We start from the raw sequence: 20,141 nt of genomic DNA, 5'->3' as shown, positions 1-20,141 counted from the left end.
AGAACCGAAGTTCCCCGTTCGACTTGCATGTCTTAAGCACGCCGCCAGCGTTCACCCTGAGCCAGGATCAAACTCTCCATAAATGGTCTTAAACGCATCCCGAAGGTTGCGTAGTAAGTTGGTTTGGTCCAAGCAATCATTACTCGCTTGGCTGTTATTCAAAGAAACCTGTACAGGTTTCTTGTTCGAGAATCTAGAGTCCGTAGACCGTTCTCAAGAGCCTGTCGGCTCTCCTTCCGTCTCACTAAGCTTCTTCTTCTGTCAAACAACTCCGCCCTTCGCTTCTGCGTCTCCGCTTCCTCTCGGGCGAAGAAAAGAATACTACGGATCACCTGAACTGTCAACACCTCATGGAGCATGCAGAGCACTACCATGAAAAGACCGTCCCAGACCACACAAATTTCAGGAACATCAACATCCTCTAAAACTCTATACCGAGTACAAAATTATTTTTGGTCCCCCATCTGCCCTCAGCGTCTTCAGAAGATTGGCTTTTACAATGAAAAACACATGCGAACCTTGATGATTTCTCTCCTGATCGGGCTGTCCTCTGTGGCTTCTGCGACCAGTGCACCAGAGTTGTACCGCAGTTTTGAGCGCACATTGTTGAAAAGGTACGTGAATCCAGACCAGTTGAACCTCAAAGACCTGATCGAACAGCATCGACCTGAGATGCAAAAAGCCTGTGAAGACACCCCCGGATGCCCGAGCAGTGCAGCTTATCCAGCCATTCAGGCGGTCATGCGCAGTTTGAACGATGGCCATGCCAATTTTTTGACCCCTGACATGGCACAGAATTATCGGGCCAGAAGCACCGGAAGCAACACAGGGTTTTTTGGCTTTCAAACCACACGCCTGAAAGATGGACGGTTGATGGTGCTGGATGTGGTGCAGGGCAGTGCTGCAGATGCGGCCGGACTGGGACGTTTTGATGTGATCGCTGGCTTTGATGCCACCCAAACCCGCGAATCCCAGAGTTTGACTGTCACACGTCAGGGAAAATGGACTTTTCAGACCACCCTGAATCCCAGAGAGGTGCCTCTGGTGTTCATGCCCCAGCTGGTGCGGCATGGCAACAATGGGGTGCTGCGGATTCCCACCTTTCTGGGCAGTGGAGACATTGCGAACAGTGTGCACCGTTTGCTGGCAAGGGCCAAACTCGAAGGCATGACCGGGATGGTGGTTGATCTGCGCAGCAATGGTGGAGGCCGTTTTGACCAGTGCATGTTGGCAGCTCTGGCCTTCAATCCACGGTTTTCAGAGGAGTGGATGCAGGTGGGTTGGCGCAACACCGTGTTTGCAGAAAATGGACAGTTGAAATTTCAATTGCCGGGAGGGGCACCGATTCCGATTGCTTTTCTGGCAGAGCAAACCCTCTGGCCTTACCCTGCAGTCTTTCTGGTGGATGAACGCAGTGCTTCCTGTGCAGAGTTCATGGCTCTGGAATCCAGCAAAGCTGCGATCACCTGGGTTTTTGGAGAGCCAACCTATGGGGTGGGCAACACTTCTACCCTGCTTTACGGTTTGCCGGATGGATCTGCACTGCAACTCAGCATCCTGTATGTCCGGGATGAAAATGGCCTTCCTTACCCGGACAAAGTCACACCCGATGTGCCCATGGAAGACGACCCGGAAGAAATTGCCAGAGGAAACGATGTGTTGTTGCAAAAAGCACTGGAATTCCTGAACGAAAAAAACCAGCCCCGTTGAAGGCTGGTGCAAGCAAAAACCCCGCTTTCGCGGGGTTTTGTTCTGGCTCGGCAGGTAGGGATCGAACCTACGACCATCCGATTAACAGTCGGACGCTCTACCGCTGAGCTACTGCCGAATACCACTTTTGGCGACTGCCTCAAGCGAGAAAAAGAATAGCAAGGCTTTCCGCAAAAAGCAAGCCCTCTGGCTTCCTCTAAGCAAGGTGCACTAGACGACCCTCGTAAAAACGCTGGAAAGCCTGTGGCCTTTGCCCTCAAACACAAAAGCAGTTCAGAACCCTTGAAGGCTTTTTCAGCTCTGGATGTGCTTTGCTTCAGGTCAGAAGGTTTTGCAGCAAACTAGGGAATCCACTTACTTCAGCCACGCTAAGTTGGTCATTGTCCTGTGCTGCACAGAGAATTAGACAACACAGGCTTTCTGCATCAAAAACAAACTGAATGGTGGATGTGTGTCTGGCTGTTTACACTGGAGTCATGATTTCGATTCTTCTGGTAGACGACCATGCTCTGGTCCGTGAAGGCACCCATGCCCTGTTGCAACAAGACCCCAACCTGCAAGTGGTGGGAGAAGCCCGGGATGGACAACAGGCCATTGAACTGTGCGAAACCCTCTCCCCTGACATTGCCATCATGGACGTGAACATGCCCAACATGGGAGGCATTGAAGCCACCCGGCAAATCAAACGCCTGTATCCCCGGATTGCCGTGCTGGGCCTGAGCGCCCATGACGATGAAGCCTTCGTGATGGCTTTGCTGGAAGCAGGAGCAGCGGGTTACCTGCTCAAGGATGCACCGGGTCAGGAATTGATTGACGCCATTTACGCAGCCAAACGCGGAGAAAGCGTGATCGCCCCACAACTGACCCAGATGATCCTCAAAAGGGTGCGGCAGGGCAGCGAACAGAAAACCGAAGCCCTGACCGACCGGGAACGGGAAGTCTTGCTGCTGGCCGCCAGAGGCTTCTCCAACAAAGAAATTGCCAAGAAACTGGAAATTTCTCCAAAAACCGTGGAAGTTCACCTGAGTGCCCTGTTCGAAAAACTGGAAGTGGCCAGTCGGACCGAAGCCGTGATCCGCAGCATGAAACGGGGCATCATCCAGCTCAGTGAGCTGTGAACTCTGGTGTCAGAGATTAAATTGAGGGTGTTTTGGCCTTCCCTGTTGTTTTCTTTGTTCCATTCTGCTGTCGAGGTTCCCACTGATGGTCGTGCCTGTTGCCCTTGATTTGAACCGTCCAGAGGTGCTGGGTTGGAATCTGGATCCGCATGCCATTTTGCTGGTGATCCTCGGGCATGTGCTTTTCCATGTGCTGCGGATGCAACTGGAGCACGCGAGCGGCATCCGCCTGATCAGTGGCCTGTCCATTGTGGCCACCATCTGGCTTGGATGGGCAGCCCTGCCTGTGTTGATGTTCACTTTGTTGTTGATTTACCTGCTCAATGGGCAAACCGACTGGCACTGGGAAAAGGTGGGAACAGACCTTTTCGGAGCGGTGATGGTGCTGGTGTTGTTGGACACCGTTCGTGGCACCATCCCCATTGAACGTTACGCTCTGGAAGACCTTGTCAATCCATGGTTTTATCTGGTTCTGTTGGCAGCCATTGCCATGTATTTCGGGGTGCGCATTTTGGCACGGCGGTTTCTGGCCATTCCCCATGGTGACCCCAACACACTGGACATCACCATGCTGTTCAGTCCTGTGATCCTGTTGACGTTTCGCAGTTCTTACCTGAACTCTTACCTGCTGATGGGGGTGATGATCGGTCTGTACCTGCTGGTTCACCTGCAATTCCGAATTCGCAGAACGGAAACAGCGCTCAGAACCGAAAAAATGCGGATTTTGCAAGCCAGGGTGGTCACCAGTGCTCTGGAAAGCGAACGCACCCGGATTGCCCGGGAAATTCACGACGGTCCCCTGCAGGAAATCATTGCGGCCAAACGCATGTTGGAAGCCAACCAGCCCCAGAGGGCAGCCAAGATCCTCACAGATGCGGTGGGTCACCTGAGGTCTGCCATTTACGAAATGCACCCGAGTGTGCTGCAACTCGGTCTGGAAAGGGCATTGCAGAGCTTGACCCAACGGGTGCAACCTCTGGAGGTGCAATTTGATTTTCCAGAGCAATTTCCTGAACTCTCTGAAGAGCAACAGAGCGCCATCTATCGGGTGGTGGGTGAAGCCATCACCAATGCCAGCAAGCATGCACGCGCTTCCTGTGTTCAGGTCAGCTTGCAAGTGCAGGCCCAGCGGCTTCAAATCACCGTTGCAGATGACGGCATTGGCTTCAACCGCAACAAGATCAATGCGGGTCTGGGCCTGATCACCATGCGTGAACGGGTGGAGTCGCTGGGTGGGCAATGTGATGTGCGTTCAGGGCCCAGAGGCACGCAGGTCATCCTCATTTTGCCTGTGGATGCCCCTGCTCTGGACCTCGACATCTGAAAATCCTGTCCAACTTGCTGAAAAGAAAAGCGCACCTTCAGGTGCGCTTTGTCTTGTTTGATGTTCAGATTTCCATGAACACCCCGAGGTTGCGGAAGCGGTGGGCCCGTTGTTCCAGCAGCTCTTCAGGGGACATCTTTTCCAGTTCATCGAGATGGCGTTCCAGTGCACTTCTGAGGTTCTGTGCAGCGTAGTTGTGGTCGAGGTGTGCTCCGCCTTTGGGTTCAGGGATGACCTCTTCAACAATGCCCAGTTCCAGCAAATCTGGAGCCGTGAGCTTGAGGGCCTCTGCAGCCTTGGGGGCCTCTTTGGAGTCCCGCCAGAGGATGGCTGCACAGGACTCCGGGCTGATCACGCTGTACCATGCGTTTTCCATCATCAAGACGCGGTTGCCGACCCCAATGGCCAGTGCACCACCCGAGCCCCCTTCGCTGAGGACCACACTGATGGCTGGAACTTTCAGGAGGCTCATGCGCTGGATGCTCTCTGCAATGGCCCAGGCCTGCCCTCTTTCTTCGGCAGCAATGCCCGGATAGGCCCCTTGCGTGTCGATCATGGCAATCACTGGCAGTTTGAACTTGTCTGCCAGGTCCATCAAGCGCAGGGCTTTGCGGTACCCCTCGGGGTGGGCCATGGCAAAGTTGCGTTTGATGTTGTCTTTGGTGTCTTTGCCACGCTGTTGCATGATCAGCATCACGCTGCGGTCCCCGAGTTTGGCTGGACCACCAATCAGGGCTTGATCGTCACCAAAAGCACGGTCACCGTGCAGTTCCACAAAATCACTGAAGATGCGGTCCACGTAATCCAGACTGGAGGGTCGGGTGGACACACGGGCCAGTTGCACCCGTTCCCATCTGCTGACTTGCGTGTGGGTGTGGGAACGCATCTGGTCAATTTTGTGTTTCACATTGGCGATTTCACTGCCGAGATCCACACCGGTTTCCTGACTGGTGCGTTCCAGTTCTGCAAGGGTCTTTTCCAGATCCAGCAGGCTCATTTGGCACCTCCAAAGTGGGTCAGGAGGGTTCTCAGGACTTCGCGTTGCTTGCGGCGATCCACCACACTGTCGATCATGCCGTGTTTTTCAAGAAACTCTGCACGCTGGAAACCGTCTGGCAAGTTCTGGCGGATGGTTTGCTGGATGACCCTCGGCCCTGCAAAGCCAATCAAAGCTCCGGGTTCTGCCAGAATCACGTCTGCGATGGTGGCGAACGAAGCCGTCACTCCACCGGTGGTGGGATCGGTGAGCAAACTGATGTAAGGCAAGCCTTTGTCCGCCAGTTTTTGCAAGGCCACTGTGGTTTTGGCCAACTGCATCAGGCTCAGGGCACTTTCTTGCATGCGGGCACCGCCTGAGGCAGCCATGATCAGAAGAGGGATGTTTTGCTCGGCGGCATGTTCAGCGGCTCTGGCGATTTCCTCGCCGACCACACTGCCCATGCTGCCCCCTGAGAACTCGAAATCCATGACCACCACGCCCAGAGGAATGCCTTCGATGCTTCCCTGGCCCCAGACCACGGCGTCTGGACGACCCACTTTCTTCTGGGTGCGGTTCAGGCGGTCCTGATAGGACTCGGTGTCCACGAAATGCAAAGGGTCTTTGGGATAAACTTTGCCGCTTTTTTGCTCGAAGCTGCCTTCATCCAGCAGGAATTCGAGACGTTTCATCACAGGAATCCGGTGGTGGAACCCGCATTTCGGGCACACCCTCAGGTTCTGGTCAAAATCACGGTTGTAGATCTGGGTGCCGCAGTGCTGACATTTGGACCACAAGTCTGGAATGTCGTCGGTTTGTGTGGCTTGCGGTCTTTTTCGCTGGAAAAACTTGTTTAGCGCCATAGCTTCTGCCCTCGATTGTAACACTCTTCAAAAAACAGACCGGTTGTACCCGGTTCAGAGCTCGCGTTCACGTGGATCAATGTTTTTGCGGAAAACTGCATCTTCAAGTTGTCCGATGTCTGCTGCCAGTTCATCCCGAACCCGGTCCACACGGCTTTCCACCCTGGAAGCCAGAGCGGTCATTTGCTGGTCCATGTGTTCTCTGAGTTGGGTGAAACGGCTGGCCTCTGCCTGATCGATGGCAGAGCGCATCTGCTCCATTTGCTTCAGGTAGCGGTTCAGTTCGGCCTTGGATTTCAGGTCAATGAACGTGACCGCCAGAGCGTAACCGACGATGATCAGGGCCATCACCACCACCAGAATGATGCCCAGAGGCACCATGTAACTGCTGACCCAGAACAGATTGAGGGTGTGGGACGCCATCAGGGCATCAAAATTGGCAACGGTGAACAGGGCCAGCAAAAGCAACCCAATCACCATGAGGGCTTGCAAAAACTTCACAGTGAAACCTCCTAATGGGACCTGCAGAACCCGTAAATCTGGGCAGGCAAAAGAACAGAGAGGTTGAACCCTGTTGTGCATCCGTTGAGACAGCACCTCAACCAGAAAGCACAACATTCCATCCATCATAACGGTCCAGCCTGAGATTGACATGCGTTGTGGGCAGGGTCACCTCTCAGGCTGAAGTTGTGGTTTTTCTACAGCGGAATGGGCACTGCAGACGGACGCATGGCTTTGATTTGATAATTGAACAGGATGTCCCCTGGAGGCAGCAGGTTGTGACCGGTCATTTTTCCTTGCAGCAATTGTTGCCCGACCACATTGGCCTGAACCCAATAAACATCATGTCCTCGGGTGGCTTCAAATTGGAGATTGCAAGCTTTGCCTTCAAATTCCTGACAGTTCATTTGGCCTTTGAGGTCATAAATGTACTGGGCATTCAAAGTCATTTCGCCTGTGATGACATAGATGTGCTGCTGCTGAAGGTCTTTTGAAAATTCAATCTGGATCTGCCCTTTCTCATCCAGTGAAGAAACACCATCATCTTGCACCACCATCAGACCATAAGTGCCTTGATAGGTTTCCTTCAGCTGCACTTCATTTTGGAGGGGCAGATTCTGTGAAGCACAGGAAACAAACAACAAGACACCTGTAAATGGAAAAACTGCTCTGGACTTCATGTTCTCAATCTAGAGCAGTGACAAGTTTTAACTGTGGGAAATCTTTTGATCTGTTCTGTCTTGATGCAGCAATTCTTTGATGGCTCTGGCTCCCATGCGTCCTGCTGCACGGTTCAGGGCTTGCAAGAGGGTTTGCTGTTCGGATTCATCAAGCCTTAACAGGATGCTGGACAGCCCTTCAAACTCTTCACGGGCCACCTCTCTGGCCTGTTGCTGAACCTGTTGCAGTTCCCGGCGTTTGTGGTGCTGCTTGAACCAGCGTTTGAAATCCGTCAGGCCCTCTTCGATCAGGGTTTCTGCATGGGGAATCAATTTGGCACGCTGGGCAAGGTTGCGTTCCACAATGGCGGTCAGGTCATCGAGATTGTAAAGGTACGCACCCTCGGTGTGGGCAATCTCGGGCTCCAGAATGCGTGGCACGCTGATGTCAATCAGAAACATGGGAGTCGTGCGCTCTTTCAGCGCATCCTGCACGTGCTCTGCACGGATCACATAGTGGGGTGCACTGCTGGATGCAATCACCACATCTGCTTTGGGCAAAGCCTCCAAGAGCATGTCGATGGCGCACACCTGACCCCCAAACGCTTCGGCAAGTTTCTGTGCCCTCTCCACGGTGCGATTGACCACAATGACATCCTGAATGCCACTGGCCCTCAGGTGGGTCATGGTCAGTTCTGCAGTCTCTCCAGCACCAACGATCAGGGCAGTCTTGCCTTGCAAGTCCCCAAAGATGTTCTTGGCCAGTTCCACAGCAGCATAACTGACACTCACCGCCTTGTCAGCAATGCCCGTTTCATGGCGCACCCGTTTGCCCACCTGCAAAGCAAGTTGGGTGGCCTTGTTCAGAATGCTGCCTGTGCTGCCCGTTTTGTGGGCATCCTGCCAGGCACGCTTGACCTGCCCAAGGATCTGGGTTTCCCCGAGCACCAGACTGTCGAGGCCGCTGGCCACGCGGGTCAGGTGTTTCAGGGCGTGCAACCCGTGTTTGATGTAGAGGTATTGCCGCAAAGGCTGTCCCCATGCTCCCTCAAAGGCGCTCAGAGGATCACCAACCACACCTGCCATGTACACCTCGGTTCGGTTGCAGGTGCTGAGGATCATCACCTCACGGGCATGTTTTTGCAGGTGTTCGAGCATCATGGGAAATTCATCAGGACGCAAAGCGATTCGCTCACGAACACCCACCGGAGCGGTTTTGTGGTTGACTCCAACCGCCACAAAATTCAGCAAGGGCTCGGACACCATTCCGAGGTTTTGCTGAATGGTCTCTTTGAGGTCCATCAGGGCATTCTCCCGGGCTGGACTGGGCAGGGTGATGGCCTGTGCCCGCTCCTGACTCCACTGGCTGACCTTCTGGCTGAAGTCGTTGGGAATGGCTGACTCAAAAACCTGTTTCAGGGAAAGGGTCAGCATGGGAAGTTCTGTGCCACTGGAAAAAGCCACCGTGACATCCCCTTTGCGCCAGACCGCACCAGAACGCAAGTTGCCATGCTCTGGTCTGGAGGCATGCAAGCAGAAAATGCCTTGCAAAGCGGCCAGTTCAGCAATCTGGTCGTTGATGGCCTCCTGATCGGTGCAAGCAAACACCAGACGCTGACCCAGCAGGTCGGCAGGATCGAAATTGCGCTGCACCTTGCAAACCTGCAACTGGGCAAACTCGGGCAGGAATTCCGGGGAAACCACCGTCACCCGTGCACCAGCCTCCAGCACACTTCTGGCTTTGCGAAGGCCCACTTTGCCTGCGCCGACCACCAGCACATCTTGGTTTTTGAGGTCCAGGAAGAGGGGGTACAGCTTCATGATACCGAGTATAACTGCTTTGTCCTGACAGAAATGGGAAAATTGTCCTGACAAAACACGACTGTCCCTTTACAATTCTGCCTTTTCAGTTTTCCAGCAGGGCCGATTTGACAGCAGCCACCAGAGCACTCAGGCTGGGCGATTCCGCCATTTTGGCCACAGAAAAACCAGCTTTCAGAGCAGCTTTGTTGGTTTGAGGCCCCATGGTGACCGCTGGAATGTGGGTGCCCAGTTGGCTGGCACAGGCGCGTGCCGCACTTCCAGAGGCCAGCGTGATCACTTCTGCACCTTTCAATTTTTCACGCTGTTCCTCAGAGAGTTCTGAAGGCAGGGTCTGGTATGCCTCCACCGTGTGGGCCTCAAAACCTCTGGCGTTCAGGGCTTCGTGCAAATCTGGTTCAGCAATGCTGCTGGCAAAGTGCACCAGAGGCCTGTGTCCTGAAGCAGGAAGTTCATTGCCCAGATGCACAGCTCCAGCTTTGGAAGGCATGAAGTCTGCACGCAAGCCATAACGGGCCAGTTCTCTGGCGGTGGAGGGACCCACCACGCCCAGTTTGACCCCAGCAAAAGCACGGGCATCCAGACCCACACCATCCAGCTCTCTCATGGCGGCCTGAATCCCTTGCTGGCTGGTGAAAATCACCCATTCATATTGGGACAGGTTTTGCAAAGCCTTCTGAAGAGACTCAGGCTGAGACGTGGCCTCAAAGCGGATCAGGGGCACCTCAATCACAATGGCCCCCTCCTGACGGAGCAGGTTCCCGAGTTCACTGCTGCCTTCTCTGGTGCGGGTGACGGCCACTTTGCGCCCCCAGAGGGGACGGGAATCAAACCACTTCAAGGTGTTGCGGTAACGCACCACCTCACCCACCACAGTGACCGCTGGGGCTCCAATTTTGGCTTCTTCAACCCTCTGGACGATGTTTTCGAGGGTGCCTTCCACCACTTTCTGTTGCTGGGTCGTGCCCCACTGGATGGTGGCAGCAGGGGTGTCTTTGCTCTTTCCGATTTCCAGCAAACGTTCCACAATTTTGGGGAGGGTCCGCACACCCATCAGGAAAATCAGGGTGTCAATGTCAGAAAAAGCCTGATACTTCAGTTTCTCGGTGTCACGGAGCATTTCGTTGCCCGTCAGGACCGCAAAACTGCTGCCTGCTTCACGGTGGGTCACAGGAATGCCTGCATAAGCAGGGACGGCAATGGCGCTGGTGATGCCCGGAATCACCTCAAAAGGAATGCCTGCAGCAATACAAGCCTCTGCTTCTTCTCCCCCACGGCCAAAGACAAACACATCTCCGCCTTTCAGGCGAATCACCCGTTTGCCCTCCAAGGCTTTTTGCACCAGCAGTTTGCTGATGTCTTCCTGCGACATGTATTCTGAAAAGCCTTTTTTGCCCACAAAAATGTGCTCTGCGCTGGCACAAAAACGCAAAATCTCCGGGTTGGCCAGATAATCGTAGAGCACCACTTCGGCCCGTTCCAGAGCCAGCTTGGCTTTCAAAGTGAGTAAGCCGAGGTCACCAGGACCTGCACCGATCAGAGAGACAAAACCGCCCACGACAACAGGTTACCCTATTCCTTTGTGGCGAACACCCGCAAAAAAGCACCAACCCCTCAACAGAGGGGTTTTCACCTAGACGTGTGGTGCTGGCTCAGACCGGGGCAGGATTGAAACGGTAACCAATGCCCCGCACGGTTTCCAGATAGTTGCGCCCGAGTTTCTTGCGCAGGGCCACCACCATCACATCCACCACGCGTTCCACGCCATCAAAATCTGGACCCCACACGTTTTCCAGCAGTTCTTCTCTGGAGAAAGCTTTTTCAGGCTTCTGGGCCATCAACCAGAGGAAATCCAGTTCCAGTTTGGAGAGTTCAAGGGTTTGCTCTCCCACCTTGACTTGATGCTCGGTCCGGTCAATCAACAGCCCATCAAATTGAAGCTGCTCGGTGTATGCTTTGCGCCGGATCAGGGCTTCGACCCGGGCTTCGAGTTCCAGCAAATCATAGGGTTTGGGCAGATAGTCATCTGCACCCCCTTTGAGTCCCCGCACTTTGTAAGGGGTATCGGAGAGCACGCTGAGCATCAGCACAGGAATGTGGTTTTTTTGTTCACGAATGTGGGCGAGAATCTCAAAACCATTCATGTCAGGCAAATTGACGTCCAGAATCACCACATCTGCCTGATGCAATTCCCGCAAGGCCTGTTGCCCGGTTTTGGCAGCAATCACTTCATACTGGTGCACTGCCAGATATTTGGAAAGCATCAAGGATTGCCGCTCGTCATCTTCGACGATCAGCACCCGGGGAAATTTATCCTGCAACATAACAGATGTATTCTAACGTTAAAGTGTGGCCGGTTTGTAAATTTTTTTAATTAAAGTGGATTGGGTCTAAACAAATGGCCCCAGGGCTTTTTTCTGAAGGTCAAAAACAGCAGGTCCTGCAGGTTTTGTTCAAAGGTCCAGCAAAAAGCAGACCCCTTTCGAGGTCTGCTTTTGAAAGTCTGAATGACTCTGAACGACTCTGGATTACTCTTTTGCTTCGGTCTGCTCGGGCTCTGCAGCTTCGGTTGCTTCAGGTTGAGCTTCAGCAACGGGTTGCAGGGCAGCAATGGCCTGGGCCACAGCTTTGTCGCGACGCACGCTGGCTTTGAAGCCTTCGAGGCCACTGGAACCCAGTTGGTTCAGCAGTTCCTGAACGGTGGTGCGGTTTTGCTGAGCGAAAGCCACCAGGCTGCCGTTCAGTTCTTCGCGGGTCAGGTCGATCTTGAGGTCTTCCACGAGTTGCTCAAGGGCCAGTTCACGGCGCACGCGCTCAATGGCGTTCTTTTCGAGGTCGGCCATGAAGTCATCAAATTTGCCTTGCTCGGTCATGAACTTCTCGTACTCTTCGAATTTCACGCCCTGACGCTGCAGGTCGCTCTTGATTTCGGCAAGCATGCTTTCCTGACGGCGTTTGATCAAGCTGGAGGGCACGTTCACGTCCATGCCGTCAGCAAGTTTCTGGGCAAACTCTTCGCGCTGGGCCAGTTTGCCTTCTTGATCTGCACGGGTGGTCAGGTCACGGCCAATGGCTTCACGCAGGGCGTCGAGGGTGTCAAATTTGAATGTCTTGGCGAACTCGTCATTGAGCTCGGGGAGGTTCTTCTTCTTGATTTCTTTGACTTTGACTTGCACACTCTGGGCTTCGTGCTTGTGGTCACCGTGGTCCACTTCGGGAATTTCGATGGTGACCTCTTCGCCGGCTTTTTTGCCCAGCAGAGCGGTTTTGATGTGGGCTTCAGCGGTGTCGAGGTAAACGGGATAGCTTCCGCCCTCTTCGCCTTGCTCTTCAACGATCAGCATGTCGCCTTCTTCGGCTTCGCGCTCAACGCTTTCGAAGGTGGCATTGCGCTCAGCGAGGTCGCTGAGGGTTTTGCTGATGATTTCATCGGTGATTTCAGGAGCAGCGGCAGCCAGTTCGAAGGACTTCCACTCGGGCAGTTTGACTTCGGGGTACTTCTCGGCTTTCACAGTGAAGTTGAAGTCCTGACCTTCGTTGAGGCCCTCAGGGTGAATTTCGGCATCCACAATGGTCAAAGCCAGTTCTTGCAGGGCTTTGGGGTAGTGGTTTTGCAGGAGCTGATCACGCACTTCGTTGTCCACGTAGTCCTGACCCACGCGCTTGATGACCACGCTCTTGGGGGCTTTGCCGGGACGGAAGCCGGGAACTTTCACCTGTTTGGTCAGAGCATTCACCACTGCGTTGTAAGCCGTGTTGACTTCACGTGCGGGGACGGTGACTTTGAACTCTACCTGGTTGCCTTCGTTCTTGATCAGTTCAGCCATAATTCTCCTGCTTGGGGTGGGATATATACACAAAAACGACCCCTCAGGGTCGCTTGGAAGTTGTCTTTGTTGGTGAACGCGCGCCTTTGCTTACCCGTATACCCTGGTGCGAGGAAAGGGACTTGAACCCTCACATCTTTCGATACTAGATCCTAAGTCTAGCGCGTCTACCAATTCCGCCATCCTCGCAAACCTAGACGGTAAAAATGGGGTGGAATATGGGATTTGAACCCACGACCTTCGGTGCCACAAACCGACGCTCTAACCGGCTGAGCTAATCCCACCATGACTCGCTGCCCGTCAATTGCTTTGACAGCGTGATATATACTAGTCGCTTTCCACAAGACTGTCAAGGGGCGGAACAGGAGAACTGCCTGTGGGGCAGAATCCCGTACCCAAGATATAACAGCATCACAGCAACGGCAAGAGGGCAAGGTCAACTGTTACCCATCCCCTCACAACCCCACCTCATGCCCACCGCATATACTGAAAAGGATGACCCGGCAAGCGATCCGTGACCTCCTCACCTCTCAGGCAGAAGATTACCTCAAGACCATTTACCAGTTGGCCAGAGGGGGCAAAGTCACCACCCAGAGCCTTGCAGATGCTCTGGGGGTCACACCCGCCAGTGTGAGCGGAATGCTGCGCAAACTGTCTGACCTTTCGCTGGTGGAGCATACCCCTTATTACGGTGCCATCCTGACCGAAAACGGACAGAAAGTGGCTCTGGAAATCTTGCGCCATCACCGGTTGCTGGAACTGTACCTGACCCAGGCTCTGGGTTTTTCCTGGGATGAGGTCCACGAAGAGGCAGACCGTCTGGAGCACGTGATCAGCGAAGCCTTTGAGGCCAAAATCAGTGCCCTCTTGGGAGATCCGCACTTTGATCCCCATGGCCACCCCATCCCCCGTTTGGATGGCAGCATGCCCGATCACGATGTGGAATCCCTCACCGATGCTCTGGTGGACGAGCAGGTGACCATTTCCCGGGTGCACGATGGTGATCCTGAGTTTTTGCGTTACCTGTCGGAGTTGGGCTTGATTCCGGGTGTGGAATTGCTGGTCCTCAAGAAAGACAGTCTGGGAGGCACCCTGAGCATTCAGGTCTCTGGACACCAGCATGTGCTTTCTCTGGGGGTGGCCCAGAAAATCTGGGTCCTGCCTAGACATGCGTCAAAATCTTAAAATTTTTGTAACACTTTGTTAAACGCCAAAACGGTTTTTTGACGTTTGGATGGGAGATGCATATTTTTGGGGTTTTTGCAGTATCTGCAGCAGCCCTTGAACTTCGCTCAGACTTTAAAATGGGTTCAATTCAAACAGATATTCTCACTCCTGAGGTCGCCAGAGCTTTCCGGCTCTGGCATCATCTTTTGGGAGGCAAACCAGATGCAAGGTTCACACCAACCCACAGGCAAAACCTGAGCCCCAGACAACATGAACTCCAGCAGAGGTCTGCACGACCTTCATAAATTAGATCTAAAATCCATATACAATGGGGCATGCATCCGAAGAGCATCAACCTGGAATCCATGAGCCCGGCCCTGATCGAAGGGGCAGACGTCTGCGTGCAGTGCGGACTCTGCCTGTCCGTGTGTCCCACCTACCAGCAAACGGGAGAAGAAATCCAGAGCCCCCGTGGGCGGGTCATGCTGTACAAAGCCGCAGCCCAAGGCCTGACCGATGAACTCGATGTGGTCCTTGAGGCCGCCTACGACTGCCTGGACTGCCGCGCCTGCCAGACCATTTGCCCTTCTGGGGTCAAGCCCGGTGAGCTGGCCCTTGATGCCCGAGTGGCCCTGCAAGAAGGCAAACCCGCCAACCTTGGACAGAAAGCCATGCTGGAAGTGTTCAAATACCCCATCCTCTTTGATGTGGGGAACGCTGGCGTGCGCCTGTACCAGCAAACCGGCCTGCAAAAAGCCATCCGTGGATCGGGCGTCCTGCGGGGAATGGCCCGCAAATACGGCGGCATGTGGGCCAAGCTGCACCTCTTTGAAGGCTTGATTCCCTCTCGGGAAGTGGCCCCAGCCATCCGACTCAGAACCCCTTACATCACCCAGCATCAGGGAGAATACCGTGGCACAGTGGCTTTCTTCCTGGGATGCGTGATGAATGCCGTGTTCAGTGAAGCCTCCAGTGCCTCCATTGATGTGCTGGCCCGAAACGGCTTTGATGTGATCCTGCTGCGTGAAACCACCTGCTGCGGTGCACCCCACATCGAAGAAGGGGATTTCAACGGCTACCGTCAGGTGTCCCTGAGAAACGCCAAACTGTACGGCACTCTGGCCGTGGATGCCATCGTCACCGACTGTGCAGCCTGCGGTGCAGAGCTGAAAAAGATGCACAAACACTTCAAAGACGATCCCGAGTTCGGTGGCCTGACCGCCAACATCAGCAGCAAGACCCAGGCCCTCAGCGAATTCCTGAAGAAAGTCGGTCTGCGTGACCTTCCAGAGGATCTGGACGTGGACAAACGCAAAGTGACTTATCAGGACGCCTGCCACCTGTGCCATGCTCAGGGGGTGTGCAACCAACCGCGTGACCTCCTCAAACAGAACCCGGTTCTGGATTACCGTGAGATGCAAAATGCCAGCGATTGCTGCGGAAGTGCCGGGATTTACAACATCACCCACACCGAAACCAGCATGAAGCAACTGGACAAAAAGATGGAACGCATCCGGGCCACCGGGGCCGAAGTGATCACCGTGGAAAACCCCGGATGCATGCTGCAACTGGATTACGGCACCCGTGAATTTGAGGTGGCCGCCGAGGTGAAACACACCGCCATCCTGCTCAAAGAAGCCTATCAGGAAGCCGACCGCCGCAAAAAAGTCCAGAGCTGAAAGTAAAGGACCCCATGAAAGCCAAAACCAAGCACAGAGAATTGACGGGTTACCTGAAAGAACTGCAAGACGCCGTGGGCGACAAACTGCGCGTCGAGCTGCCTGACCGTTTGCTGTTCCGCTATGACGCTTTGCTGCAAGGCGAGGTCCCTCTGGCCGTGGTCATGGCCGAAACCACCGAAGACGTGGTTCAGACCCTCAAAATTTGCGACAAACACGATCTGCCTGTGATTCCCCGAGGAGGCGCGTCCGGCCTCTCTGGTGGAGTGGTTCCGGTCAAACCCAGTGTGGTGATTTCCACCACCCGCATGAAAGAAGTACAGATTGACCCACAGGCCATGACTGCAACCGTTCAGCCCGGCGTGATCAATCAGGAGCTGCAAGATGCCCTGAAACCCCTCGGGCTGTACTATCCACCCGATCCCCAATCGGGCAGACAGGCCACCATTGGGGGCAACATCGGTGAAAACGCGGGCGGTCCGATGTGCCTCAAAAAAGGCGTCACCGGAGATTATGTCTTGGAGTTGGAATTTGTCACCATGCAGGGCGATGTGTACCGCATGGACCGCTCTGGCATGGACCTTCCCGGCCTGTTGATCGGGTCTGAAGGCACGCTGGCTTTCGTGACCGAAGCCAAACTGAAACTGGCGGTGCTGCCCAAATACACCCGCACTGCCCGGGCCATTTTCAGCACGCTGGAAGATGCTGGAAAAGCCGTTGCCCTGATCACCGCCAGAGGCCTCACTCCGGCCAAGCTGGAACTGATGGACAAAGCCAGCATCAATGCCGTTGAAGATGCTTTTCAGCTGGGCCTCCCCAGAGACGCCGAAGCCGTGCTGGTCTGCGACACCGACGGAAACGACCTGGCTCTGGTGACTGCGGAAATTGAAGCCGTCAAGCAGGCTTTCGATGACGCTGGAGCCACCTCCAGCCAGATTGCCCAGAACGACCAGCAGGCAGACACCCTCTGGAAAGCCCGCAAGAGCATCTCCCCCAGTCTGGGTCGCATCCGTCCACAACGCATGAACGAAGACATCGTGGTGCCCCGCAGCAAACTTCCTGTGGTGATGCGGGAAATCCGGGCACTGGGAGACGCTTCCCCGTTCCCTCTGGCAATCTTTGGTCATGCCGGAGATGGCAACCTCCACCCCAACATCCTTTACAGCAAACAAACCGATTCGTGGGATGAGGTGGACCATCTGGCCCACGAAATCGCCCGTGTGGCGATCAAGCATGGTGGTGTGCTCTCTGGTGAACACGGCATTGGGCTTGCCAAAAAGCCTTTCATGCTGGAAGCCACCCCTAGAGCCACCCTTGAGGCTTACTGGGCGGTCAAAAAGGTCATGGATCCCAAGAACCTGATGAATCCGGGCAAAGTGCTTCCAGAGCTTGCCAGCAACTGACACTGTCTCTCATGCACAGAACCTTTGCACATGCAAGGTTCTGTTTTGCTGTGATGGTTGCAACTTGGAAGTGCTCTGGCCAGCACGTATGATCAAGAGGAACAAGAGGTCCTGATGAAAAAACACTTGCCAATGACCGCAATCGTTGTGCTCACCCTGCTGGGTTCTGCGCAGGCTCAGAAATGGAAACTGCTCAATCCCGGTCCAGAGGGACCTTCTTTTGCCTATGCCTACACCGATGGATCTCAAAAAGCCTATGCAGAATGGGGCGGTTACAAAGGTCAACTGGGGACTGTTTTCTTTCAGGTCAACACCATTCACCGGACCCGCACAGGGATTCAAGGGGACTGCAGGATTTACACCTACTTGGGGAAAGCCAACAATGCTTATGTCCTGAAAACCGACCTTCTGACCCTGAACCTCAACCGGATCGACCCTGTCTTTGCAAGCTTCATGCCCAACTTCCAGCATGCCTTCACCCGTGAAGAAGCAGCCCAGAGTGCTGCGTTGTGCAAGCAGGGAAAACTGACAGAAAGCAACACCCTATACATTCCAGCCGATTCCCCCTACTTTGAGGTGGCAGAACCCGGTGCTGGACTGGCTTTTGAGATCAAGCTGGATCTGTTCAACAACATCATCATCAAGCTCCTCTAGGGTGGTTGCAGGGTTGCAATACAGCGACAACCCTTAGACAACCTCTAAGGGTTTACCCTGAACATATGGACGCTCTGACGATCATCTTGCTGATCACCAACCTGCTTTTGTGGCCCGCTCTGGGACATCTGGCCCTCAAAGCCTCCAGAAAAGACCCACAGATGGAGCATTTGGAGCGCCAACTGAGGACCTTGAACCACCACCAGAGCAGTCAGAAAAACCCTTTCCAAGACGCTGCCTGATTCTCAATTTTCAATAAACACCCCGGCAACCTCAAAGCCGGGGTTGTCCTTTTGAATCACTCTCTGGCTGCAGACAGGGCTTCTTCGATGACTTCGGCACCCTGTGCTTGCAAGTTGTTCTCTTCGGTGGTGCGCAAAAACGCGAGCACCCTGTGTCGGGGGGTGGCATGGGCCAGCACATACCAAGCCCGATCATGGTTCAGCTTTCGGGCATCCAGCAGTTCAAAGAGGTGGTAACCGTATTCGTCTTGCAACTGCTTTGCTTCAATGAATTCCTGAAGCTGCAACACGATGGGATCCTGAAGCAGAAAGTTTGGCAACCCCATCAGGGTTTCTCCCTTGAACCAGGCAAACTCCTGCCACACAGAGCCATACTCCCAGAGGTGCTTGCGTTTTTCCCAACCCAGTCGGGTGCAGCACAATTCATTGAGTTCCTGATCGGTCAGCTCGTGGTATTTCACACAATCACAATACAAAAAGGCGTCCTACAATCGCCACACCCTCAGCGAGACAGCATGCGGTCTGTTAAACTGAAAGCCTTTTAAACCACCTGAAGGGAACCTCACATGTCCAGTGCATCCAACCCGATTCGAACCCTGGTTTCCAACGACGATGGCATCTTTTCTCCCGGCATCAAAGCCCTTGCTCAGGCCCTCACCGAACTGGGCGAGGTGGCGGTTTCTGCTCCAGATGTGGAGCAATCCGCAGTCGGTCACGGCATCACCATCCGCAGACCCCTCAGGTTCAAGCACACTGCAGCAGCAGGTTTTGGCGACATTCCAGCTTACCGTGTGGATGGCACCCCCACCGATTGCGTGGTGCTGGGCACCCGCATTCTGCAAAGGCCAGACGTGGTGGTCAGCGGAATCAATCTGGGCTACAACCTCGGAAACGATTTGACCCACTCTGGAACAGTTTCTGCCGCTCTGGAAGGCATGATTCTGGGCATTCCCAGCATTGCCTTTTCACAGGCCCCCAACGAACAAGGCGAATACCATTTTGAGCATGCAATCCCATATATTCCACGCATTGTGAAGTGGGTGCACCAGAAGGGCCTTCCTGCAAGAACCCTCTTGAACGTGAATTTTCCCCCAGAGAAACCCAAGGGGGTCAAAATCACCTTCCTGAGCGACTACAAGTTCGAAGATGAGCTGGTCAAACGCCAGGATCCAGATGGTCGCGATTATTACTGGGTGGCTGGCACCCCCAAATCCACCATCTTTGAAGAAGGATCAGACGAATGGGCTGTTCGGGAGGGATACGTCAGCATCACCCCAGTGCGCTTCGACCTGAGCCACCACCAGTTCATGCAGGAAATGCAGGACCTGTCAGAGTGATCTGAATCTCCACTTGGGTCAGGTCATCCTGATAGGTGGCCAGCACACTCAAGTGTTCGCCTTGCAAAATTCGCAACAGCCAGTGCTGGGCATCCACCCACATGAGGTCAAAAGGAATCCGGTCCAGAGCAAACCACTCAGGCCGGATTTCTGCTGTCTCAATGGGGTTTCCAGTCCAGCCTTCAAGCACAAACAACTGAACCCGCATGTCCCAGTTTTCACGGGTGGGGAACAGAAAAGTCACCTGCCCACGATGAGACAAAGCCTCTGGGTCACCCACCAGACTGGTTTCCTCTTGCAGTTCTCGCAAGGCTGTCTGCTCTGGGGTTTCATTGGCTTCAATGCCACCTCCAATTCCCACAATGTTGCCTTTGCCGAACCCGGTTTTTTTGTGGCCCAGCAAAACTTGATCTGCTTTGAGAGGAAAACACAGAACCACTTCACGCATGAAAGCATTATGACCTGCCAGAAAAAGAGAAAAGGCCAGAGGGAAGATCCTCTGGCCCAAAAAACGAAACCCGGACCGACGTCCGGGGTTGGTTTTGAGTTCTGTTGAACGAGAAGAAGAAGCTCTAGTGGACGATCCTTAGAAAGGAGGTGATCCAACCGCACCTTCCGGTACAGTTACCTTGTTACGACTTCACCCCAGTCATGAAACACAACCTAAGTACCTGCCTCTCAGCTCCCGGCAATTTCAGCTGCATTCCACTCCCATGGTGTGACGGGCGGTGTGTACAAGGCCCGGGAACGTATTCACCGCGGTATGCTGACCCGCGATTACTAGCGATTCCAACTTCATGCAGTCGAGTTGCAGACTGCAATCTGAACTGAGGAAAACTTTAAGCGATTCGCTCACCGTC

Annotated in this window: 19 protein-coding genes, 3 tRNA genes and 2 rRNA genes; 9 read left to right on the top strand and 15 right to left on the bottom strand. The window is 54.1% G+C overall.

Going from position 1 to position 20,141, the window contains the following annotated elements:
• Window positions 1-83, bottom strand: a 16S ribosomal RNA gene (locus tag Q371_RS21550); the annotation flags it as partial.
• A 427-nt stretch (window positions 84-510) separates the two neighbouring features.
• Between Q371_RS21550 and Q371_RS21540 the strand changes: the two genes are divergently transcribed.
• A complete protein-coding gene (locus Q371_RS21540) occupies window positions 511-1,710 on the top strand; it encodes a S41 family peptidase (RefSeq protein ID WP_034344446.1) in 1,200 nt (399 codons plus the stop codon).
• Window positions 1,711-1,753: 43 nt separating this feature from the next.
• On the opposite strand, the gene Q371_RS21535 is transcribed toward Q371_RS21540, so the two are convergent.
• Window positions 1,754-1,828, bottom strand: a tRNA-Asn gene (locus Q371_RS21535).
• A gap of 358 nt (window positions 1,829-2,186) precedes the next feature.
• Between Q371_RS21535 and Q371_RS21530 the strand changes: the two genes are divergently transcribed.
• Both Q371_RS21530 and Q371_RS21525 read left to right on the top strand, forming a co-directional pair.
• Window positions 2,187-2,828, top strand: coding sequence for a response regulator (locus tag Q371_RS21530; RefSeq protein WP_034344462.1), 642 nt, complete (start codon window positions 2,187-2,189; stop codon window positions 2,826-2,828).
• Between the two features lie 85 nt (window positions 2,829-2,913).
• Window positions 2,914-4,152 (top strand): sensor histidine kinase, encoded by a 1,239-nt coding sequence (locus Q371_RS21525; RefSeq protein ID WP_034344444.1) that lies wholly within the window; start codon window positions 2,914-2,916, stop codon window positions 4,150-4,152.
• 64 nt (window positions 4,153-4,216) lie between these two features.
• Here the strand turns inward: Q371_RS21525 and Q371_RS21520 are convergent, their stop codons facing one another.
• The 10 genes from Q371_RS21520 to Q371_RS21475 all read right to left on the bottom strand — a co-directional run bounded on the left by Q371_RS21520 (window position 4,217) and on the right by Q371_RS21475 (window position 13,083).
• On the bottom strand, window positions 4,217-5,149 hold the full coding sequence (locus Q371_RS21520) for an acetyl-CoA carboxylase carboxyltransferase subunit alpha (RefSeq protein WP_034344442.1): 933 nt from the start codon (window positions 5,147-5,149) through the stop codon (window positions 4,217-4,219).
• Entirely contained in the window at window positions 5,146-5,991 is an 846-nt protein-coding gene (gene accD, locus Q371_RS21515) for an acetyl-CoA carboxylase, carboxyltransferase subunit beta (RefSeq protein ID WP_034344439.1), read from the bottom strand. Before accD ends, Q371_RS21520 begins: the two co-directional genes overlap by 4 nt.
• Before the next feature lie 54 nt (window positions 5,992-6,045).
• Window positions 6,046-6,492, bottom strand: coding sequence for a hypothetical protein (locus tag Q371_RS21510; protein WP_034344457.1), 447 nt, complete (start codon window positions 6,490-6,492; stop codon window positions 6,046-6,048).
• 197 nt (window positions 6,493-6,689) lie between these two features.
• Complete coding sequence (locus Q371_RS21505) at window positions 6,690-7,088, bottom strand: hypothetical protein (RefSeq protein ID WP_157442868.1); 399 nt, start codon at window positions 7,086-7,088, stop codon at window positions 6,690-6,692.
• A 111-nt stretch (window positions 7,089-7,199) separates the two neighbouring features.
• Window positions 7,200-8,972, bottom strand: a complete 1,773-nt coding sequence (hemA, locus tag Q371_RS26625; protein ID WP_084571585.1) for a glutamyl-tRNA reductase — start codon at window positions 8,970-8,972, stop codon at window positions 7,200-7,202.
• Between the two features lie 85 nt (window positions 8,973-9,057).
• Window positions 9,058-10,530, bottom strand: coding sequence for a uroporphyrinogen-III C-methyltransferase (gene cobA / locus Q371_RS21495; protein ID WP_034344434.1), 1,473 nt, complete (start codon window positions 10,528-10,530; stop codon window positions 9,058-9,060).
• 94 nt (window positions 10,531-10,624) lie between these two features.
• Window positions 10,625-11,296 (bottom strand): response regulator transcription factor, encoded by a 672-nt coding sequence (locus tag Q371_RS21490; protein ID WP_034344432.1) that lies wholly within the window; start codon window positions 11,294-11,296, stop codon window positions 10,625-10,627.
• A gap of 204 nt (window positions 11,297-11,500) precedes the next feature.
• Complete coding sequence (tig, locus tag Q371_RS21485; RefSeq protein ID WP_034344430.1) at window positions 11,501-12,799, bottom strand: trigger factor; 1,299 nt, start codon at window positions 12,797-12,799, stop codon at window positions 11,501-11,503.
• A 104-nt stretch (window positions 12,800-12,903) separates the two neighbouring features.
• Window positions 12,904-12,988: transfer RNA gene (locus Q371_RS21480), tRNA-Leu, on the bottom strand.
• Between the two features lie 18 nt (window positions 12,989-13,006).
• A tRNA-His gene (locus tag Q371_RS21475) sits at window positions 13,007-13,083 on the bottom strand.
• A 211-nt stretch (window positions 13,084-13,294) separates the two neighbouring features.
• On the opposite strand from Q371_RS21475, the gene Q371_RS21470 reads away from it, so the two are divergent.
• The 5 genes from Q371_RS21470 (at window position 13,295) to Q371_RS27360 (ending at window position 17,944) form a co-directional block, all read left to right on the top strand.
• A complete protein-coding gene (locus Q371_RS21470; RefSeq protein ID WP_034344428.1) occupies window positions 13,295-13,984 on the top strand; it encodes a metal-dependent transcriptional regulator in 690 nt (229 codons plus the stop codon).
• A 317-nt stretch (window positions 13,985-14,301) separates the two neighbouring features.
• Complete coding sequence (locus Q371_RS21465) at window positions 14,302-15,645, top strand: (Fe-S)-binding protein (protein WP_051964999.1); 1,344 nt, start codon at window positions 14,302-14,304, stop codon at window positions 15,643-15,645.
• Window positions 15,646-15,659: 14 nt separating this feature from the next.
• Entirely contained in the window at window positions 15,660-17,048 is a 1,389-nt protein-coding gene (locus tag Q371_RS21460) for an FAD-binding oxidoreductase (protein ID WP_084571584.1), read from the top strand.
• A 114-nt stretch (window positions 17,049-17,162) separates the two neighbouring features.
• Window positions 17,163-17,702: a hypothetical protein gene (locus Q371_RS21455; protein ID WP_211253880.1), complete on the top strand. Its 540-nt coding sequence runs from the start codon at window positions 17,163-17,165 to the stop codon at window positions 17,700-17,702.
• A gap of 65 nt (window positions 17,703-17,767) precedes the next feature.
• Window positions 17,768-17,944, top strand: a complete 177-nt coding sequence (locus tag Q371_RS27360; protein WP_157442866.1) for a hypothetical protein — start codon at window positions 17,768-17,770, stop codon at window positions 17,942-17,944.
• Window positions 17,945-18,000: 56 nt separating this feature from the next.
• Here the strand turns inward: Q371_RS27360 and Q371_RS21450 are convergent, their stop codons facing one another.
• The gene (locus Q371_RS21450; RefSeq protein WP_034344422.1) at window positions 18,001-18,405 is read right to left on the bottom strand and encodes a hypothetical protein; all 405 of its coding nucleotides are present in this window, start codon (window positions 18,403-18,405) and stop codon (window positions 18,001-18,003) included.
• 105 nt (window positions 18,406-18,510) lie between these two features.
• On the opposite strand from Q371_RS21450, the gene surE reads away from it, so the two are divergent.
• Window positions 18,511-19,281, top strand: a complete 771-nt coding sequence (gene surE / locus Q371_RS21445; protein WP_211253879.1) for a 5'/3'-nucleotidase SurE — start codon at window positions 18,511-18,513, stop codon at window positions 19,279-19,281.
• On the opposite strand, the gene Q371_RS21440 is transcribed toward surE, so the two are convergent.
• Both Q371_RS21440 and Q371_RS21435 read right to left on the bottom strand, forming a co-directional pair.
• On the bottom strand, window positions 19,250-19,729 hold the full coding sequence (locus Q371_RS21440) for an 8-oxo-dGTP diphosphatase (protein WP_034344419.1): 480 nt from the start codon (window positions 19,727-19,729) through the stop codon (window positions 19,250-19,252). The two genes, surE and Q371_RS21440, sit on opposite strands and share 32 nt — an antisense overlap.
• A gap of 142 nt (window positions 19,730-19,871) precedes the next feature.
• Window positions 19,872-20,141 (bottom strand): 16S ribosomal RNA (locus Q371_RS21435); the annotation flags it as partial.

The sequence above is a fragment of the Deinococcus misasensis DSM 22328 genome (assembly GCF_000745915.1).
Classification (GTDB): domain Bacteria; phylum Deinococcota; class Deinococci; order Deinococcales; family Deinococcaceae; genus Deinococcus_C; species Deinococcus_C misasensis.
Note: the sequence above shows the minus strand (reverse complement) of the source record. Positions and strands in the feature narration are given on the sequence as shown.

What these genes read in the sequence shown, in the direction of transcription:
- Q371_RS21455 (WP_211253880.1), top strand. Translation starts at nt 17,163, where the DNA reads ATGAAAAAACACTTGCCAATGACCGCAATCGTTGTGCTCACCCTGCTG.
- Q371_RS21530 (WP_034344462.1), top strand. Translation starts at nt 2,187, where the DNA reads ATGATTTCGATTCTTCTGGTAGACGACCATGCTCTGGTCCGTGAAGGC.
- hemA (WP_084571585.1), bottom strand. Translation starts at nt 8,972, where the DNA reads ATGAAGCTGTACCCCCTCTTCCTGGACCTCAAAAACCAAGATGTGCTG.
- Q371_RS21460 (WP_084571584.1), top strand. Translation starts at nt 15,660, where the DNA reads ATGAAAGCCAAAACCAAGCACAGAGAATTGACGGGTTACCTGAAAGAA.
- accD (WP_034344439.1), bottom strand. Translation starts at nt 5,991, where the DNA reads ATGGCGCTAAACAAGTTTTTCCAGCGAAAAAGACCGCAAGCCACACAA.
- Q371_RS21470 (WP_034344428.1), top strand. Translation starts at nt 13,295, where the DNA reads ATGACCCGGCAAGCGATCCGTGACCTCCTCACCTCTCAGGCAGAAGAT.
- Q371_RS21440 (WP_034344419.1), bottom strand. Translation starts at nt 19,729, where the DNA reads ATGCGTGAAGTGGTTCTGTGTTTTCCTCTCAAAGCAGATCAAGTTTTG.
- Q371_RS21465 (WP_051964999.1), top strand. Translation starts at nt 14,302, where the DNA reads ATGCATCCGAAGAGCATCAACCTGGAATCCATGAGCCCGGCCCTGATC.
- tig (WP_034344430.1), bottom strand. Translation starts at nt 12,799, where the DNA reads ATGGCTGAACTGATCAAGAACGAAGGCAACCAGGTAGAGTTCAAAGTC.
- Q371_RS21490 (WP_034344432.1), bottom strand. Translation starts at nt 11,296, where the DNA reads ATGTTGCAGGATAAATTTCCCCGGGTGCTGATCGTCGAAGATGACGAG.
- Q371_RS27360 (WP_157442866.1), top strand. Translation starts at nt 17,768, where the DNA reads ATGGACGCTCTGACGATCATCTTGCTGATCACCAACCTGCTTTTGTGG.
- Q371_RS21520 (WP_034344442.1), bottom strand. Translation starts at nt 5,149, where the DNA reads ATGAGCCTGCTGGATCTGGAAAAGACCCTTGCAGAACTGGAACGCACC.
- surE (WP_211253879.1), top strand. Translation starts at nt 18,511, where the DNA reads ATGTCCAGTGCATCCAACCCGATTCGAACCCTGGTTTCCAACGACGAT.
- Q371_RS21525 (WP_034344444.1), top strand. Translation starts at nt 2,914, where the DNA reads ATGGTCGTGCCTGTTGCCCTTGATTTGAACCGTCCAGAGGTGCTGGGT.
- Q371_RS21540 (WP_034344446.1), top strand. Translation starts at nt 511, where the DNA reads ATGCGAACCTTGATGATTTCTCTCCTGATCGGGCTGTCCTCTGTGGCT.